Genomic DNA, 16,248 nt, shown 5'->3' with positions numbered 1-16,248 from the left:
CGACGGCCTACTCGGCTGGCGCTACAGCGCCGCGCGTCTTATAAGACGCGCAAAGGACGCTGTAACACTTTCAAATGATGCATGTTCGTTGTCTTTCAAATGAATTCATTTGAAAGCGACATGCATTAGAGCAGGGCGCGGCACGGCTGCTTCCCGGATCGGCCAGTGAACCAGGGCTGCAAAGAGACCGAGGATCACGCCGAGCCACCAGACCGGATCATAACTGCCGAACAGGTCGTAGAGATAGCCGCCCAGCCACACGCCCAGGAACGAGCCCACCTGGTGTGAAAAGAACACGACCCCGCCCAGAAGCCCCAGATGCCCCGTGCCGAACATAATCGCCACCAGCGAATTGGTCGGCGGCACGGTGGATAGCCACAAAAGCCCCATGACGATGGCGAAGATGATCACGCTTGTGGGCGTTTGCGGGAGCAGCAGGAATGCGGTTACGGCGATTGACCGCGCGATGTAGATCAGGGCCAGAAAACCGGGCTTGGAATAGCGCTGGCCGATATAGCCCGAGGCAAGCGAACCGATGATGTTGAAGAAGCCGATCAGGGCCAGCGCCACCACCGCATAGCGTGCATCGATGCCGATATCGCCGATATAGGCCGGGAAATGCGCGGTGATGAAGGCGACCTGGAAGCCGCACACGAAGAACCCCGCGACCAGAAGCACGAAGCTGCGATGCGCGAAGGCCTCCCGAAGGGCCTCTCTGACCGTCTGCTTGAAGGTTTCCGCGCTGTTGCGCGCTGTCGCCGCATTGCCGACGAGCGGTATGGCCAAAACCGGGACGATCAGCATCGCCACGCTCATATAGACCAGCGTATCGGACCAGCCGAACGCATCGATCAGGCCCTGGCTTATCGGCGCGAAGATAAACATGCCGGCAGAGCCAGAAGCTGTCGCAAGGCCGAAAATCAGGCTGCGCTTTTCGGCAGGAACGCTGCGGGCAAAGGCTGCGAGGATGATGCCGAAGGATCCGCCGGCAACGCCAAGGCCGACAAGAACGCCGCCCCCGATGTGAAGCATGGCTTCATGCGTGGGCATCGACATCATCAAAAGGCCGACGGCGTAAAGCACGGCGGAGAGGGCGAGAACGCGCCACGTCCCGAACCGGTCCGCGATGGCACCAAAAATCGGCTGGCCGATCCCCCAGAGCAGGTTCTGGATCGCCATGGCGAGGCCGAATGTGGTGCGGTCCCAGCCCGTTTCGGCAAGCAATGGGAGCTGGAAGAAGCCCATGGCCGAGCGCGGGCCGAAATTAAGGGCTGCAATCAGACAGCCACAGATGACGACCGCCCATGGAAACGTATGCGGAATGGCCGCGCGGGCGGGGTTTTGTTGTGTCATGTTGCCTTCACGCGTTTCCGGTGTGTCAGTGCAATGGTCGGAGGATGAAGATAGCGCAGGCTGAACTTCAGCGTAATCGACAAATTGTGCACCTTCGATCAGTTTTTCTCATGATTGCTGTCGCAGACCGGGAATAAACTCGTCTACGCAACCGTTGATCGGACAGAAGCAAACTCCCGTAAAAGGCGGGCCGGGGGCATGGACGGCAAGAGGAAGGCGATTGTCGGTGAAATTCCAGGGCTGCGACGCTATGCGCGCGCGCTGCTGCGCGATGCGGATGCGGCCGACGACCTCGTGCAGGATTGCCTCGAGCGGGCCTTTTCGCGGCTCGACAACTGGCAGACGGGCACGTCGCCACGGCGGTGGCTGTTCACCTTGATGCACAATCTGTTCGTCGATGGTGTACGGGCACGAAAGCGGCGGAGCGAACTCGTCTCTGACGCAGCGGTCGACAGGCCGGCCTCGGTCAGTGCGCCGGAACAGAACGGCATGCTCGATCTTCGTGACGTGCTCGATGCCCTGCAGGAAATCAGCCCGGAACGGCGCGCCGCGATCCTTCTGGTGGGGGTTGAAGGCATGAGCTACGCCGAGGCAGCGGATGTTCTGGACATTCCTACGGGAACGTTGATGTCGCGCGTGGCGCGTGGACGGCAGGATCTGCGTGACATTCTTGATCTGGCGCGGCGCCGGCGCATTCTCAAGGCGGTGGAGTGATGACACAGCGCAGCTTTGACGAAAGGGACATTCATCTGGCACTCGATGGCGAGCTGTCACCGGAGGATATGGCTGCCTACGAGGCCTGGCTGGAAACCCGCGCTGATATGCGTGCGCTGAGCGCACGCTACGTCTCGGACCGGGCGTTGCTGCGCGACACGCTGACCACGCTGGCGCGTGAGGAGGTGCCACATCGTCTGCAGGAAGGGGCCCATTCTGTCGGCCGAAAGACGAAGGGCGCCCGGCATATGCCGTTGCGCCGGCTCGCCGTGGCTGCCGTCATGCTTGTCGCGGCCGGTGCGGCAGCCGGATTCTGGGCGGGGCGGCAGGGTTTTGGTGGCGGCGAAACGCTTGCCGCGCTGGACGTGGTTGGCGAGGCCGTCGCTGCGCACCAGGTCTACGCGGCAGAAAAGCTCCATGTTGTTGAAGTGGGCGCCAGCGATCGCAGTCATCTGGTCGGATGGCTGTCCAACCGAGTCGGCACCAGGCTGGTCGCCCCCGATTTGCGGGCCGAAGGTTTTGACCTCATGGGTGGCCGGTTGCTGCCCTCGGGCGGAAAAGCCGCCGCGCAGTTCATGTATGAAGATCCCTCGGGTGAACGTGTTTCGCTGTATGTTGCCCACTGCGTGAAGGGAGAGACGACAGGCTTCCGGCTCTTTGAGGATGAAGGCGGTCGCGCATTCTACTGGCAGGAAGAGGGCTTCGCCTACACGGTTGCCGGAGCGATTTCAGAAAAGCGCCTGCTGGAGATCGCGAACGTCACCTACCGGCAATTGCTCGCCGGCAGGTGAGACGCGCATCAGCGCTTGGCCGTGCTCTTTTTGGCCGGGCTGGTGGTCTGGGCCTTGCTGTCGAGCGGCAGATAGTGAACGTCGCGCTGCGGAAAGGGGATGGAGATACCCTTCTCGTCGAACGCCTTCTTGGCCGCTTTGGTCAGGTCAAGGCGGGTCTGCCACCAGTCCGCGGTCGTGGTCCAGTAACGCATGGTGATGTTGACGGCGCTGTCGCCCAGTTCCGAAACGAAGGTCGCGGGTTCTTGATCGGCCAGAACGCGGTCGTCGGAGGCAGCAAGGTCGAGCATCGTTTTCTGTGCCAGGTCGATGTCGTCATTGTAGCCGATGCCGATCACCAGGTCGTTGCGGCGGCGCGGATTGCGCGAATAATTGGTGACGGACGTGTTCCACAGCGAGCTGTTCGGCGCGAGGATGTAGAGGCCGTCGACCGTCTTCATCTCGGTTGCGAAGAGGCCGATGGTCTGGATCGTCCCTGAAATGCCGCTCGCCTCGACAAACTCGCCGACACGAAACGGTTTCAAAACGAGGAGCATGATGCCCGCGGCGACATTCTGCAGCGTGCCCTGCAGGGCAAGGCCGATAGCGAGGCCGGCTGCACCGAGTGCGGCGATGATGCTCGCCGTCTGAACCCCGAACTGCGCCAGCACCGTAACCCCGACCAGGATCAGAACTGCGTATCGGGCGATCTTGGAAAGGAAACTGGTGAGCGTGACATCGAACGAGGGAAAACGATCGAGCGTGCGGCGCACCCATTTTTCCACCATCCCCGCGACAATAAAGCCGGCGATGATGAGAATGATGGCGCCGAGAATCGAGAAAGCGTAAGATACGGCGAATTCGCTGGCCTGGGCCAGAGCTGCCTGGGCGGCTGTCATGAGGTTCTCAGTTTGCATTTCCATATTGGGGAATGTCTCCGTTCCATGTTTGTCGTTTCCGGCCTTCAGGGGACGGCATTGATCCGTTTGCAGCGCTCGAAACGCCAGGATCCGGCTTTGCCGACGTCCCGTCGCGTCTGCCCTGCTGGTTTCGCGTGTCTAGCAATCCCCGCCGGGTGCTGCAAATCGGGGCTACGGCTCCCGGGGCATGGGCCATCGAAATCGCCGGTGTTGCCTGGAGTATGCTATGCCAATTGACGTTCGCCACGCCGATCTCGCGGATCTCGATGCGCTGGTTGCAATCGAGAACGCGGCGTTCTCGGGCGACAGGCTTTCCCAGCGCTCTCTCCGGCGCCTGATCGGGTCGCGGGCGGCCATCACCTGCGTTGCCGAAGAGGGTGAAAAAATCCTCGGATATGCGCTGGCATTGACACGCCGGACGAGTGGCATCGCCCGTCTTTACTCCATTGCCGTCGCACCGGATGAAACCGGCAGGGGGGTGGCGGCGTTGCTGTTGCATCATGTCGAGAACGCAGCGTGTGCACGAGGGTTCCGGACGATGCGCCTTGAGGTGCGGGCAGACAATGAGCCGGCCATCCGGCTTTACGAAAAAACGGGATATCGTAGCTTTGCCCAATATGAGAATTACTATCACGACGGTATGAGCGCATTGCGTTACCAGAAGGCGCTGTGTGCATTGAACACGGAGAACGGCCCCAGATGAGTTGGGTCATCCTGACTGGCAAGAAAGGCGATCTCGACGAGACCGCCACCCCTTATAAAATCATCACCAACCGCGATTATCTGGCCCATCCGGCGCTGTTTCGCGGACAGCGCCCCAAGGTCATCAATCTCTCATCCAGCTATGCCTATCAGAGCCGCGGCTACTACGCGTCGCTACTCGCCAGTTCCCGCGGTCATCGCGTGATCCCCTCGGTCGAAACCATGATCGATCTTTCCGCGCGCAAGCTCTACGAGAACGCGCTCCCGGAACTTGAACAGGCCCTCAACCGCTGCCGCACCGAACTTGGCGGAAGCTTTCCTTCAACCGTCAGTGTGTTTTTCGGCATCGGACCCGAAAAGGCCTGGGAGCGCTTCGCGAAGCTCCTGTTCGACTGGTTTCGCGCGCCCGCTCTGGAAGTCGTCATCAAAGACGGCGAATGGGCAACGATCACACGCATCGGGTTTCGCGCCCTTTCACGCATGAGCTCGGAAGAGAAGGAGCGCTTCACCGCATCCCTGCACACCTATACGAGCCGGCAGTGGCGTGAGAGCCGCACCCGGGTTCCGTCGCGCTATGGTTTCGCCACCCTCATTGATCCAAGGGAGGAACTGCCGCCGTCGAGCGTTGCTTCGCTCAAACACTGGTCGCGCATTGCCGCCCGCATGGGCGTTGAAGTGGAACCGATCACGAAGAAGGATCTGCCGCGCCTGGCAAACTTTGATGCGCTGTTCATTCGCGAGACCACGTCCATTTCCAACCACACATACCGTTTCGCCCGGCGTGCCGAGCAGGAGGGCATGCCGGTGATCGACGATCCCCTGTCGATGATCCGCTGCACGAACAAGGTTTATCTCAATGAGTTGATGACGACGCACCGCGTGCCCGTTCCACCGACCATGATGATTGCCGGAACGGCGGACCTAGAGCGCGCTGCCGATCTGCTCGGCTTCCCGCTGGTGCTCAAGACGCCCGACAGTTCTTTTTCACGAGGCGTGAAGAAGGCGGCGAACATGGCGGAACTCAAGGCGCTGGCGACAAAATGGCTGGAGGATTCCGATCTGCTCATCGCACAGAAGTTTCTGCCCACCGCCTTCGACTGGCGTATCGGGGTTCTCGACGGTAGGCCGCTTTTCTCCGTGCAGTACCTCATGGCGAAGAAGCACTGGCAGATCGTCAATCACGAAAGGCAGGGGCGCCCGGACGAAGGAGGCTTCCGCTCGTTCACCCTGGCGGACACACCGTCGGACGTGCTCGACATCGCCGTGCGTGCCGCGCGTTGCATCGGAAGCGGGCTCTATGGCGTGGATCTCAAGGCAACGCCGGAAGGTGTCTACATCATCGAAGTCAACGACAATCCCAATCTCGACCATGGCTGTGAGGATGCCGGAGAAAAGGACGCTGTCTGGACCAGCCTCACCCAGTGGTTCATCGACCGTCTGGAGAGGTGAAGGCACCTCTCCATCTGCCGATATCACGGCAGGTCAACCGGGGATCGAGACGCTCACCCCCTTCTTTCCAAAGCCCTTGTTGATGGCTTCGGTTAGAGCCGAGCGGGATTTCTGCCACCCTTCGCTTCTCGCCCAGAAACGGAGCGTCAGATGTGGAGCGCCACCATCTATCGCCGAAAAGAGTGTTTCTGCCTGGGGTTTCTTCAAAATACTCTTTTCTGCGGCGAGAATTCTCAAGAGCCCCTTCTGAACCTGCTCGGGGCTGAGATCGTTTCCGACATCGATCTCGAGCTCTACCCTGCGAGCCTTGTTTCTGGAGTGGTTTGTGATGGCCGCGTTCCAGAGCGTGCTGTTGGGAGCGAAGACGATCAGCCCGTCATCCGTTTTCAGTTCTGTCGCAAACAACCCCAGAGTGCTCACGGTTCCTGATATTCCATTCGCCAGGACATGCTCGTCTACTTCAAACGGCCGCAGAATGAGCAACATCACACCTGCTGCGATGTTCTGCAGCGTTCCCTGAAGGGCGAGGCCGACCGCGAGACCGATAGCGCCGAGCGCTGCAATAATACTGGCGGTTGGTACGCCCAGCTGCGTGAGTGCCGCAACGCTGGAAAGGGCCAGGACGGTATATCGGGCCAGAACCGAAAGAAAGGAAGTTAGGGTTGCGTCGAATGAGAATACCTTGCTGAGAGTGTTGCGCACCCAGCGCTCCAGCATTTTTGCTGCAATGATGCCAATCACCAGAAGGGCAACTGCTCCAAGAAACGTCAATCCGTAATTCAGTGCAAATTCCGAGACGTAACCGAGCGCCGCATTCGCTGTTTGAATAAGACGTCCTGCTTGCTTTTCCATGTTTCGAACATCTCCGTGCCGTGTTCGGGGTTTCCGTTTTCAGAAACCGAAGCACCGCCCCGTCGACGTTCTCATCCACCTGATAGTTCTGGCAGGAGGATCAGAAGCGCTGAACTGCATCAGTCTGGATGACGCGTATATCAAGTGTCTTTGAGATGTAAAAGTATATATATAATATAATTTTTATGATGTGCTGATTAGTGCGGATATAGATCAGATAGTTATTTTGAATGAAAATATGAAACTAAAAAAGAGAAAATATTATATGATATTTTTTCTTTTTTCATCAATTAACGTGAAGCGGTCGAGGAAGGCTTTTTGAGCCAGTTTCGGGGGCTGCGGTTCGAGTTTCAGCCCTTCCGGGGGCAATCCGCGTGGACGCCCGAAAAACCGCGCGGCCTCCGTTACGCCAAAGCCTGCGAGCTGTGTCGCCTCATAGAAAGCGGCGATCTGATCGGCACGTTTGATCGCTTTCTTCAGTTTTATCGGCAGATCGGGAGCCAGAGTGAACCGCTGGTGGATCGCGCGCTGCAGGCGCTTCTCGACAGACTTGTAGTCGTCGCCCAGTGTGGCCTTGAACGGGGAAATCATGTCGCCAATGACATATTCGGGCGCATCATGCAGCAGCGCGGCCATGGAACACTCGGGCGTGATGTCTCGCGTGATCCGGCAGAAAATTTCCTCCACCAGAAGCGAGTGCTGAGCGACGGAATAGGCGTGGTCGCCTTCGGTCTGTCCGTTCCAGCGGGCAACACGGGCAAGGCCGTGTGCGATATCGCTTATTTCAACGTCCAATGGGGACGGGTCGAGAAGATCAAGCCGGCGGCCGGACAGCATTCTCTGCCAGGCGCGGGGAGGTGCCTTTTTGGTCGAAGCCGGCATCAGCCCGCACTTTCCGTGGATTCTGGAAAGGTGAAGCCAGCCCATTGTGGGATGGCGAACGTCACAGGGGTATCGCCTGCCACCACCGGTATCCCCGCATCGATCGCGTCTTTGACCCTGTCGATCCGCACGATAGCCAGGGCCTTGTGGCTGGAGACCGTACCGAGCGTTCCGAGTGGCTTGCCGTCCGCCCGCAACTCGGTGCCCGGAGCGGGCAGGGCAGATGCGCCGCTCACGATCAGGAGTCTTCGGCGGGCCGTCCCCCGGTGATGCATCCGCGAGACCACTTCCTGGCCGACAAAGCAGCCCTTCTTGAGCCCGACGCCACCATTCTGATCGTAAAGCACGTCATGAGGGAATGCGTCGCCCAATGCAAAGTCGCTGTCGCTTTCGGCAACGGCATTGGCGATCCGAAGTTCATCCCAGAGCTCCCTGGTGCTGTCGGCCTCGGGCGTTTCGCCATAGTGCCGCCGCACGTTCAGGTTCTTGGGAAAGCGACAGTCCAACAGCGTTGAATCATTTTCTGAAGAATCAGAATCATTTTGCCACGAAACCGCGATAGTGCCTTGTTCTATCTCGGAAATATCCACTTTCGCGCGCAGCTTGTAGAGGGTCAGGCGCTTCACCAGGTCGGCCGCGATATCCGCTCGACATTCTATCCGCAGCGTTTCGCTGCCGGCGCGGGAAACGAGAAAATCGAACAGGATTTTGCCTTGCGGGGCCAGCAGGGCGCTTGGACGACATTGGCCATCTTCGAGTGCCGAGAGATCGGTTGTGATTACGTTTTGAAGAAAGTGTTCGGCCTCGGGCCCCTGCAACTGGAAGAGGGCGCGATTGTCTAGGTGGCAGGTTGGCATGGCTGATCCGGCTGGATGAACGGGTTCTAATCCTAGCTAGGATGCTTTGTCGCTGACGACAACCCGGTAGGTGTCAGGAATGGCGGCGCATTCCGGATTGGCTCAACGTCCGGCCTTCTCCCTAAGGCGGGCCGCAGCCTCGGCAAGAGCTTTGGCGCTTCTGGCGCTCAGGCCACCGTTTTCAAAGTCGCGGCGCAGCGCCTCCTCGATCTGCTCGGCAATGTTGTCGAGTGAGGGGGAGGGCGTGGCGTGCGGCGCACTGCGATGGTCGAAAAGATTGATCCAGTGATCCGTCTCCCTGCCAAACCGCATCAGGCGGTCGAGATAGATCTCGGCGCTTCCGTTGCGTGAAATGAGACCGAACAGACCGGCGGCGATCGACAGGGGACTCATGACGACATCGCGCATGCCGTCGGCCATGAGCTTCACCTGAAAGAGGATGACGCGCCTGACAAGGCGTCCGCGCCTCCCCGGGCTTCGCGGCGATGCGGCGAGGCCGCTTTGCGATTGCGCTATCCCCTCCATGGGACACCTCCCTGAGTTCCACCGGATATGGGGGCGTTCCAGGCGATTGCAAGAAACGGCTCAGTCTCCGGCCACGAAAAACGCCCAGTGTCCATCTGGCGTTATACCCACGCGATAAAAGATGTAGGCGCCGAAACTCTTCATGTCCTCATAGTCACCGGCAGTCACAAGCGTGAACAGTTCGACGCGCTGCTTCTTGTCGAGGGATTCGAGCGGAATGGCGAAAAAATAAGGCCAGACATACATTTCCTGGGGCGTGCCTGCATCGAGATGCACATAGCCCGCCTGCAGGACTTCGAGCAGTATGGCCAATATTTCCTGACCTCCCTCATCTCCCGACAGTTCGATGAGAAAATCGAGCGGATCGCCATCGAGCCCTCCGAGCGAGAGGCGCGTCGCGCTCTCCCCGCTGCCGATCAGTGGGCGCAGACGTTCGATGTCCCCGCTTTTGGCGGCTTCGACGATCAGCCCATGCATCCGCCGCACCGGTTCGGGGACCTGCTCCAGATTGTAAAGGATCTCCGGCAATTCCTTTCCGATCTGGGTATCCGGCCGCACCACATCGCGCAGTGGGGTATCCTCAACGGGAATAGCATCCTCACCCGGCTCAGAACTTTCCGGTGTGTCGGTGCTGTCTTTCGGGAAGCGAATCGGCGGCGGCAGTGGCACACGCTCGACACTATCGGACCCGCTCTCGCCTTCCTCTGCCGGTTCGACCTGCTGCAGTTCGCTGAGGGCAAACGCGGGCAGGGCGTTCGCTCCAGTCAAACCAGCCGCAGCCAGGCCGGCCATCAGAAGGCGTCGCCACCGCGTCCGGCCCTGCATGCTTGAGTGGTTTCCGACGTTCACCAGATGCCGCTTCATTGTCACGTCTCAGTTTCCGTAGCGCTGCACGATCTCGCTGGATATGCGTGAGCCCTCGTTCATATAGTGGTCGATGGCGGAAAGCGCCTGATCCGTACAGTTTTCATAGGTCCCTGCAAAGGATCTGTAGCCGCGATTGAAGCTGGCGATCAGCTTTTCCCGGCGAGCCGGCGTCGGTGCTTCCGTTTCCAGAAGCTCTTCCATCTTCCCGCGCCAGACGTCGGAACCCTCTCCGCACAGATTGCGCAGATAGTGGATTGAACCAAGCACTTCAGCGAGCCTCAGAAGCGGTGTTTCATAGGTCGCGTCGTTGGCCCGTGCCACAGGCGCAGCCATGAAAAGGGCCACCGCGAGGCCGAAAAGTGCTGAACCATTGCGCATGCCGTGTTGTCTCCCAGCGAGCGCTGCCTGTCAAACGCCCGAAGTTACAGGAAGGCGATCACCAGACATTCAGGAAAGTGGCAAGATTGAGGGCGCGGAGCCCCATGGGCTCAGCTATCGGTCGAGTGTTGCAATTCTTCAATAACCGCGCGCGTGCTGTCGGTGAGGGGCATGGCAGTGATCGCCTCGGGTGCATACCATCCGGCCTCGCTTGCATCGTCACCCGCGGTGATGGCACCTGCCGCAACGGTGGCGCGAAACACGATCAGCCGAAAGGTCTGCTGTCCGTCATCCCCGTTCAGCAGGATTTCGCGATGGGGGCTGGCCGTTTCTATGACCAGTCCTGTCTCCTCCAGCAATTCGCGTGCGAGCGCCTGCTCGAAGGTTTCTCCCGCTTCCACGCGACCACCGGGAAAGGCATAGAGACCCTGCGCGGGCGGGCGGCCGCGGCGCACCAGAAGAACGTGCCCGTCCTTTAGAACGGCCGCGGAAACGGCGAGGATTTCCTCTGATTTCACAGGCATACCCCTTGCATCCTGCCACCCGATCACCAACAGTCCGGCCCGTGTTTATGTCTTGAGAATATGGGGGACGCAATCGTGCGGGTGATGCGAAGCACGGGGCTGGTTGCAGGTCTGGCGTTCATGTTGTCCTTGTCGGCATGTGCAACGCTGAACGAGACCGAGTGCGAATCGGTGAACTGGAGCGACCTGGGACGCAGCGACGGCGCTGCCGGACGCAGCCCGTCCTATGTTCAAAGGCACCGCGAAGCCTGCGCCAAGTACAGTCTGCCGGTGGATGAAAGCGCCTGGCGCGCAGGCTGGGAAGACGGCATTCGCCGCTATTGCACCCCCGAAAACGGCCTGAGCGCCGGGCGCGACGGGCGCAGTTACGCCAATTCCTGCCCCTCCGACGTTGCACCGGGATTCGAGAGCGCTTACCGCGTCGGCAAGCGCGTGCATGACGCCCAGTCGGAATATGACCGTCTCAAGCGCGAACTCGAGCAGCTTTACGACGATCTCGAAGACGCCGCCAAGGGCGAGGACCGTCGCAAGGTGCGCAATCGGATTTCGCTGAAGGAATCGGACCTGTTCCTCGCCGAGGGCCGCGTGCGCGATGCCGAGCGCCTCTACGACCGCTACCTCTATGAGGAGGCGGCCGGCCGTTACTGAAACACTGGTCGAGGTATCAGCTCATGTGTGGTCGCTTCGCTCTCACCGACACGCCGGACGCGGTGCAGTCGCTCCTTGCGGTGACCGATTTCGAGCCGTTTCCCCCGCGCTACAACATCGCCCCGACACAGCCCGTTCTGATGGCTCTGTCTGGCCCGGCGCGGCCGGCCGGTTCCAACCTGCCTTCGCGGCAGAGCATGCTGGTGCGCTGGGGCCTCATTCCCGCCTGGGCAAAAAATCCGGATGATTTTTCACTTCTGTTCAATGCCCGCTCCGAAACGGCGGCGGAAAAGGCGTCCTTCCGCACCGCCATGCGCCATCGCCGCGCGCTGGTTCCGGCCAATGGCTTTTACGAATGGCGGCGCGTTGGTTCGAAACGCGCGGAGCCATACTGGATCCGGCCCCGCGATGGCGGCCTGATCGCCTTCGCCGGATTGATGGAAAGCTGGTCGGAACCCGGTGGCACGGAGATCGACACGGGCGCCATCCTGACGACGGAGGCCAATGAGGATCTGCGCGGTATCCATCATCGTATGCCCGTGGTCATCAAGCCGGAGGATTTCGACCGCTGGCTGGACTGCCTCAACCAGGAACCGCGCCATGTGGCCGATCTTCTGAAACCCGCCGAGCCCGGCTTCTTCGAGGCGGTGCCCGTGTCGGACCGGGTCAATAAGGTTGCAAATGCCGGCCCGGACCTTCAGGAGCGCGTGGAACCCCGCGAGGTTAAGGACACCGACCAAAAGCCCGGAGACGACAGCGGTCAGCTCGATCTCTTTTAAGCGAAGGTCCGCATGAGGTGGACGGCCTCGGCGCCGAAGCGATAGACGCCCTCGCGCAGCCCCCGGAAAGACTGGCGCGACACATCGCTGACCGGCAGCGGAAGCTCCTCCTGCGAAATGCGCCCCAGCACAAGCTCCGCCAAAGCCTTGCCGAACACCGTGCCCGGCCCGATGCCGCGCCCGTTATAGCCGGAAAAACCGACGACATTTTCGCCAAAGCGATGGAACTTCGGCAGGTGATCGGCCGTCATGCCAATATGGCCATACCAGCAATCGTCAAACCGAACCCCTTTCAGTTCCGGGAACAGGCGGGCGATGGCCCGCTCCGCCCAGGCGCGGTGAACCGCCTGACCCGTGCCCTTCAGGGCCCCCACGCTTCCGAACACAAGCCGCCCCTCCCGATCCCAGCGGAATGAGGTCAGAATCTGCTTCGTGTCCCACGCACCCTGCCGCTCCGGCAATATCCGGTCCCGCACGGCCTGCGGCAGGGGCGGGGTGGCGAAATTGAAATAGGGCAGGTGGACGATCTCTTCGCGGATCTGAGACCATGGTGTGGTGGTGTAGGCGTTGGTTGCCACGATCACATGCCGCGCCAACAGCGTGCCGTGAGGCGTTTCAAGCCGCCAGCCGTCGCCGCTGCGCTCTGCCTTTGTCACCCGGGAACCGGTGTGAAGCCTTGCACCGGCCCGTGCTGCCGCATGGGCCAGACCCCGCGCGTAGGAAAGCGGCTGGATCGTGCCTGCCCGTTCATCGAGCAGCGCACCGGCAAATGCCGCGCTCCCGACCTTCTTCGCCGTTTCCTGCCGGTCGAGAAGCCGCACTGGAGCACCACGCGCCGTCCACTGTCGCGCACGCTCATCAAGCTGTCTGAGGCCGCTTTCGCCGACGGCGCAGTGCAGCGTGCCGACGGGCATTGCCTCGCAGTCCATGCCATGCCGTTTCGCCAAGTCGAACACAATGCGCGGTGCGTCGCCGAGAATTTTCAGCAGACGCTCGCCATAGGTCTCACCGAGAATGCCGGGCAGGTCGTCGGGCATGACCCACATGCCCGCATTCACAAGGCCGACATTGCGGCCCGAACCGCCGAAACCGATTTCGTCGGCTTCGAGAACCGCGACATCCGCACCGGCCTCCGTCAGGTGAAGTGCCGCCGAGAGACCCGTATACCCGCCGCCGACAATGGCAACCATCGCCGACTGATCGCCGGAAAGGGCTGTTGTCTGCGGCGCGGCAGGGGCTGTTTTTTCCCACAGACCATGGGAAAGCGGGTCGTTCATCATCTGGCGAACTCACTGGACACTGAGACTGTCCCGACACATCACATGCCGCCTGCCGCCGGTCCAAGCGAAAAATCCGCATGACGTTATGCTGAGGCCGCATTGAAGCGCCAGATGCGCTGCACATCATCCTTGGCATCGCTCTCGCAATGTCTGGAAACTGTGCTGCCCCTTTCCACCCGCTCCGGTCACACCGGAGCGAAACCTCAGTCGGTCTGCGTGTCGTAAGGGGATTGTTTCGGCGCCGGTGCCGGCTTTTCGGCCTTGCACTGCAGAGCGGCATTGATCGCTGCCGGTCCAACCGCGTGATACTGGCTAAGCAGGAGCTTTTCCTGTTCGGCGGTATACTCTGCTGGCTTGTTCATGTCGCGGGGCATATCGAATCCTTGGTTCCGCGTTGTCGTCCCTTCCGCGCAGATGGGGACCAAATCCGACAAAATCTTGACAGACCGCCCCGTCGGAAGACGCATTCCTAAAATTGCCGCATCAGCCTTAACATTTCCTTCACAATGCCATTTTGCTTGCAATACCTCTTTCGGGCCGCAACGCCGGGTTTCGCCGCGATCCCCAGCCTTTTGGCTTTCAGCTTTTAGTCTTGACGCATTTGCCACCTGCGGCGATAAGAACGCCTATGAAAACGCTGTGCACCATTATCGGTATTTGCATTATCGGCTAGCGCCTCATCGCTGGTCCGGACGTTTTCGCCCTCCTTTCCCGACGAGAAAAACGCCCAGGCCAGACGGCCGGAGCAAACCGTGCCCGCAATATCGCACCGCTCCGGCATGGCGATGGGTTGAAAACGGAAGGCGAGGATGACGAACGGTTTCAGGGGCCTCAGGGTCTACAACACGCTGACGCGGGCCAAAGAGGACTTCGTCCCCATCGATGAGAAAAAAGTCCGCATGTATGTGTGCGGGCCGACGGTCTACGACTATGCCCATATCGGCAATGCGCGTCCGGCCATCGTTTTCGACGTTCTCTACCGTCTCCTGCGTCATCTCTATGGCGAGGACCACGTCACCTATGTGCGCAACATCACCGACGTTGATGACAAGATCAACGCGCGCGCCCGCCGCGACTATCCCGACCTGCCGCTCAATGAGGCGATCCGCGAAGTCACGCAGAAAACGGCCGACCAGTATCATGCGGACGTTGCCGCCCTCGGCTGCCTGAAGCCGACCATCGAGCCGCGTGCCACCGACTTCGTCCTGCCGCGCGCGGACGGATTGACGGATATGGCCAGCCTGATTCAATCTCTCATCGATCGCGGCCATGCCTATGAAGCGAAAGGAGAAATCCTTTTCGACACAGCCTCCATGCCCGCCTATGGCGGGCTTTCGAAACGCAGGCTGGAAGACCAGCAGGCCGGCGCCCGCATTGCGGTGGAGGCGCACAAGAAGAACCCGGCCGATTTTGTCCTCTGGAAGCAGTCATCGGCAGATGAGCCAGGCTGGGACGCGCGTTTCACCATCCGTGGCGCAGCAATGACCATTCGCGGCCGCCCCGGTTGGCACATCGAGTGCTCGGCCATGTCTGCGGCCTATCTCGGCGAGGAGTTCGACATTCACGGCGGTGGCCTCGACCTGATCTTCCCGCACCACGAAAACGAGATCGCGCAATCCTGCTGCGCCCATGGCCGCGATGTCATGGCGCATTACTGGATGCACAATGGCTTCCTCCAGGTGGAGGGGCGGAAAATGTCCAAATCCGAGGGTAATTTCGTCACCATCCATGAACTGCTGGAGACGGAGAGATTCGGCGGCCGCAAATGGCCGGGCGAGGTTTTGCGTCTCGCAATGCTGATGACGCACTACCGCGAGCCGATCGATTTTTCGGTGCGCAAGCTCGAAGAGGCGGAGGCGGTGCTCGACGGGTGGTATCGGGCTGTCGGCGATGCCGAAGCCGGTGATATCGGATGCGCCGACACCATAGCCGCGCTCAGCGACGATCTTGGAACAACCGCTGCCATTGCCAGCCTTCATGAATTGCGCAGCGAAGCGACGAAAGGCAGCAGCGCGGCAAAACAGGCTCTCAAAACGAGTGCGGGTCTTCTCGGGCTGCTCGCAGACACGGAAAGCGAATGGTTCGCCGTCAAGGCGTCGGAAGCCTCCATCGATACCGGGTTCGTTGAAACAGCGGTGGAAAAGAGGCTCACACAGTTGCGCGAGAAAAACTTCGCCGAAGCCGACCGCATCCGCGATGAACTTGCCGCACAGGGCGTCCAGCTCATGGACTACAAGGACACGGAGAGCGGCGAACGCCGCACCAGATGGGAGGTGAAACGGTGATCGACCATATCGGCATCAAGGTTGCGGATTTCGAGCGTGCGAAGGCGTTTTACGACAGGGCAATGGCTCCGCTCGGCGCGTCGCTTCTGATGATGGTGCCGCCGGAATACACCGATGGCGTCAAGGTCGGCGGTTATGGCCGCGACCGGCCGGTCTTCTGGCTGACGGAAGGCGCGCCCGCCGGCGAACCGAAACATGTCGCCTTCACGGCCAACACCCGTGAGGAGGTGGACGCTTTCCATAAGGCAGCACTCGAGGCCGGTGGCCGCGACAATGGTGCACCGGGCCCGCGCCCCCATTACCATGCAGACTATTACGGCGCCTTCGTTTTCGACCCTGACGGCAACAATGTGGAGGCCGTCTGTCACAAGCCGGCCTAGAGCGATTCCAGGAAAAGTGGCTACCGGTTTTCCGTCCGGAACTGCGTAAGAACGATAAGATTGAGCGCTTTTACACGTCAGGC

Annotated in this window: 19 protein-coding genes; 8 read left to right on the top strand and 11 right to left on the bottom strand. The window is 60.4% G+C overall.

The window, feature by feature from the left end:
• Positions 1-105: 105 nt before the first annotated feature.
• Positions 106-1,353, bottom strand: coding sequence for an MFS transporter (locus KUG85_RS05700; RefSeq protein ID WP_223004432.1), 1,248 nt, complete (start codon positions 1,351-1,353; stop codon positions 106-108).
• Positions 1,354-1,551: 198 nt separating this feature from the next.
• On the opposite strand from KUG85_RS05700, the gene KUG85_RS05695 reads away from it, so the two are divergent.
• Positions 1,552-2,067 carry a sigma-70 family RNA polymerase sigma factor gene (locus tag KUG85_RS05695; protein WP_065818345.1) on the top strand — a complete coding sequence of 172 codons (516 nt, stop codon included), beginning with the start codon at positions 1,552-1,554 and terminating at the stop codon, positions 2,065-2,067.
• The gene (locus tag KUG85_RS05690; protein ID WP_223004431.1) at positions 2,067-2,858 is read left to right on the top strand and encodes an anti-sigma factor family protein; all 792 of its coding nucleotides are present in this window, start codon (positions 2,067-2,069) and stop codon (positions 2,856-2,858) included. Before KUG85_RS05695 ends, KUG85_RS05690 begins: the two co-directional genes overlap by 1 nt.
• A gap of 8 nt (positions 2,859-2,866) precedes the next feature.
• Here KUG85_RS05690 and KUG85_RS05685 read toward each other — a convergent pair whose 3' ends face one another.
• Positions 2,867-3,760 (bottom strand): mechanosensitive ion channel family protein, encoded by an 894-nt coding sequence (locus KUG85_RS05685; protein ID WP_065818343.1) that lies wholly within the window; start codon positions 3,758-3,760, stop codon positions 2,867-2,869.
• A 223-nt stretch (positions 3,761-3,983) separates the two neighbouring features.
• On the opposite strand from KUG85_RS05685, the gene rimI reads away from it, so the two are divergent.
• Together rimI and KUG85_RS05675 are read left to right on the top strand one after the other, a co-directional pair.
• Positions 3,984-4,460 carry a ribosomal protein S18-alanine N-acetyltransferase gene (gene rimI, locus KUG85_RS05680; protein ID WP_223004430.1) on the top strand — a complete coding sequence of 159 codons (477 nt, stop codon included), beginning with the start codon at positions 3,984-3,986 and terminating at the stop codon, positions 4,458-4,460.
• A complete protein-coding gene (locus KUG85_RS05675; protein ID WP_223004429.1) occupies positions 4,457-5,908 on the top strand; it encodes a RimK family protein in 1,452 nt (483 codons plus the stop codon). The genes rimI and KUG85_RS05675 overlap by 4 nt, the downstream gene beginning before the upstream one ends.
• 33 nt (positions 5,909-5,941) lie before the next feature.
• On the opposite strand, the gene KUG85_RS05670 is transcribed toward KUG85_RS05675, so the two are convergent.
• The 7 genes from KUG85_RS05670 to KUG85_RS05640 form a co-directional block, all read right to left on the bottom strand.
• Positions 5,942-6,760, bottom strand: a complete 819-nt coding sequence (locus KUG85_RS05670) for a mechanosensitive ion channel family protein (RefSeq protein WP_223004428.1) — start codon at positions 6,758-6,760, stop codon at positions 5,942-5,944.
• Positions 6,761-7,021: 261 nt separating this feature from the next.
• The gene (locus KUG85_RS05665; RefSeq protein ID WP_223004427.1) at positions 7,022-7,642 is read right to left on the bottom strand and encodes a YfbR-like 5'-deoxynucleotidase; all 621 of its coding nucleotides are present in this window, start codon (positions 7,640-7,642) and stop codon (positions 7,022-7,024) included.
• Positions 7,642-8,499, bottom strand: coding sequence for a CAF17-like 4Fe-4S cluster assembly/insertion protein YgfZ (gene ygfZ / locus KUG85_RS05660; RefSeq protein ID WP_065818339.1), 858 nt, complete (start codon positions 8,497-8,499; stop codon positions 7,642-7,644). The genes KUG85_RS05665 and ygfZ overlap by 1 nt, the downstream gene beginning before the upstream one ends.
• Before the next feature lie 102 nt (positions 8,500-8,601).
• Positions 8,602-9,024, bottom strand: coding sequence for a hypothetical protein (locus KUG85_RS05655; RefSeq protein WP_223004426.1), 423 nt, complete (start codon positions 9,022-9,024; stop codon positions 8,602-8,604).
• 60 nt (positions 9,025-9,084) lie between these two features.
• Complete coding sequence (locus KUG85_RS05650) at positions 9,085-9,816, bottom strand: hypothetical protein (RefSeq protein ID WP_255606259.1); 732 nt, start codon at positions 9,814-9,816, stop codon at positions 9,085-9,087.
• Between the two features lie 81 nt (positions 9,817-9,897).
• Complete coding sequence (locus KUG85_RS05645) at positions 9,898-10,269, bottom strand: TIGR02301 family protein (protein WP_223004425.1); 372 nt, start codon at positions 10,267-10,269, stop codon at positions 9,898-9,900.
• Between the two features lie 110 nt (positions 10,270-10,379).
• Positions 10,380-10,793: an NUDIX hydrolase gene (locus tag KUG85_RS05640; RefSeq protein ID WP_255606258.1), complete on the bottom strand. Its 414-nt coding sequence runs from the start codon at positions 10,791-10,793 to the stop codon at positions 10,380-10,382.
• 120 nt (positions 10,794-10,913) lie between these two features.
• Here KUG85_RS05640 and KUG85_RS05635 point away from each other — a divergent pair, with 120 nt between their 5' ends.
• Positions 10,914-11,441 carry a DUF2799 domain-containing protein gene (locus KUG85_RS05635; RefSeq protein ID WP_244439702.1) on the top strand — a complete coding sequence of 176 codons (528 nt, stop codon included), beginning with the start codon at positions 10,914-10,916 and terminating at the stop codon, positions 11,439-11,441.
• A 23-nt stretch (positions 11,442-11,464) separates the two neighbouring features.
• Positions 11,465-12,220, top strand: a complete 756-nt coding sequence (locus KUG85_RS05630; protein ID WP_065818335.1) for an SOS response-associated peptidase — start codon at positions 11,465-11,467, stop codon at positions 12,218-12,220.
• On the opposite strand, the gene KUG85_RS05625 is transcribed toward KUG85_RS05630, so the two are convergent.
• Entirely contained in the window at positions 12,217-13,500 is a 1,284-nt protein-coding gene (locus tag KUG85_RS05625; RefSeq protein ID WP_223004423.1) for an NAD(P)/FAD-dependent oxidoreductase, read from the bottom strand. The two genes, KUG85_RS05630 and KUG85_RS05625, sit on opposite strands and share 4 nt — an antisense overlap.
• A 203-nt stretch (positions 13,501-13,703) precedes the next feature.
• A complete protein-coding gene (locus KUG85_RS05620) occupies positions 13,704-13,862 on the bottom strand; it encodes a transcriptional regulator (RefSeq protein ID WP_141686065.1) in 159 nt (52 codons plus the stop codon).
• 447 nt (positions 13,863-14,309) lie between these two features.
• On the opposite strand from KUG85_RS05620, the gene cysS reads away from it, so the two are divergent.
• Positions 14,310-15,785 carry a cysteine--tRNA ligase gene (gene cysS, locus KUG85_RS05615; protein WP_223004422.1) on the top strand — a complete coding sequence of 492 codons (1,476 nt, stop codon included), beginning with the start codon at positions 14,310-14,312 and terminating at the stop codon, positions 15,783-15,785.
• The gene (locus tag KUG85_RS05610) at positions 15,782-16,165 is read left to right on the top strand and encodes a VOC family protein (RefSeq protein WP_223004421.1); all 384 of its coding nucleotides are present in this window, start codon (positions 15,782-15,784) and stop codon (positions 16,163-16,165) included. Before cysS ends, KUG85_RS05610 begins: the two co-directional genes overlap by 4 nt.
• Positions 16,166-16,248: the final 83 nt, after the last annotated feature.

The sequence above is a fragment of the Nitratireductor rhodophyticola genome (assembly GCF_019891355.1).
GTDB lineage: Bacteria > Pseudomonadota > Alphaproteobacteria > Rhizobiales > Rhizobiaceae > Nitratireductor > Nitratireductor rhodophyticola.
Note: the sequence above shows the minus strand (reverse complement) of the source record. Positions and strands in the feature narration are given on the sequence as shown.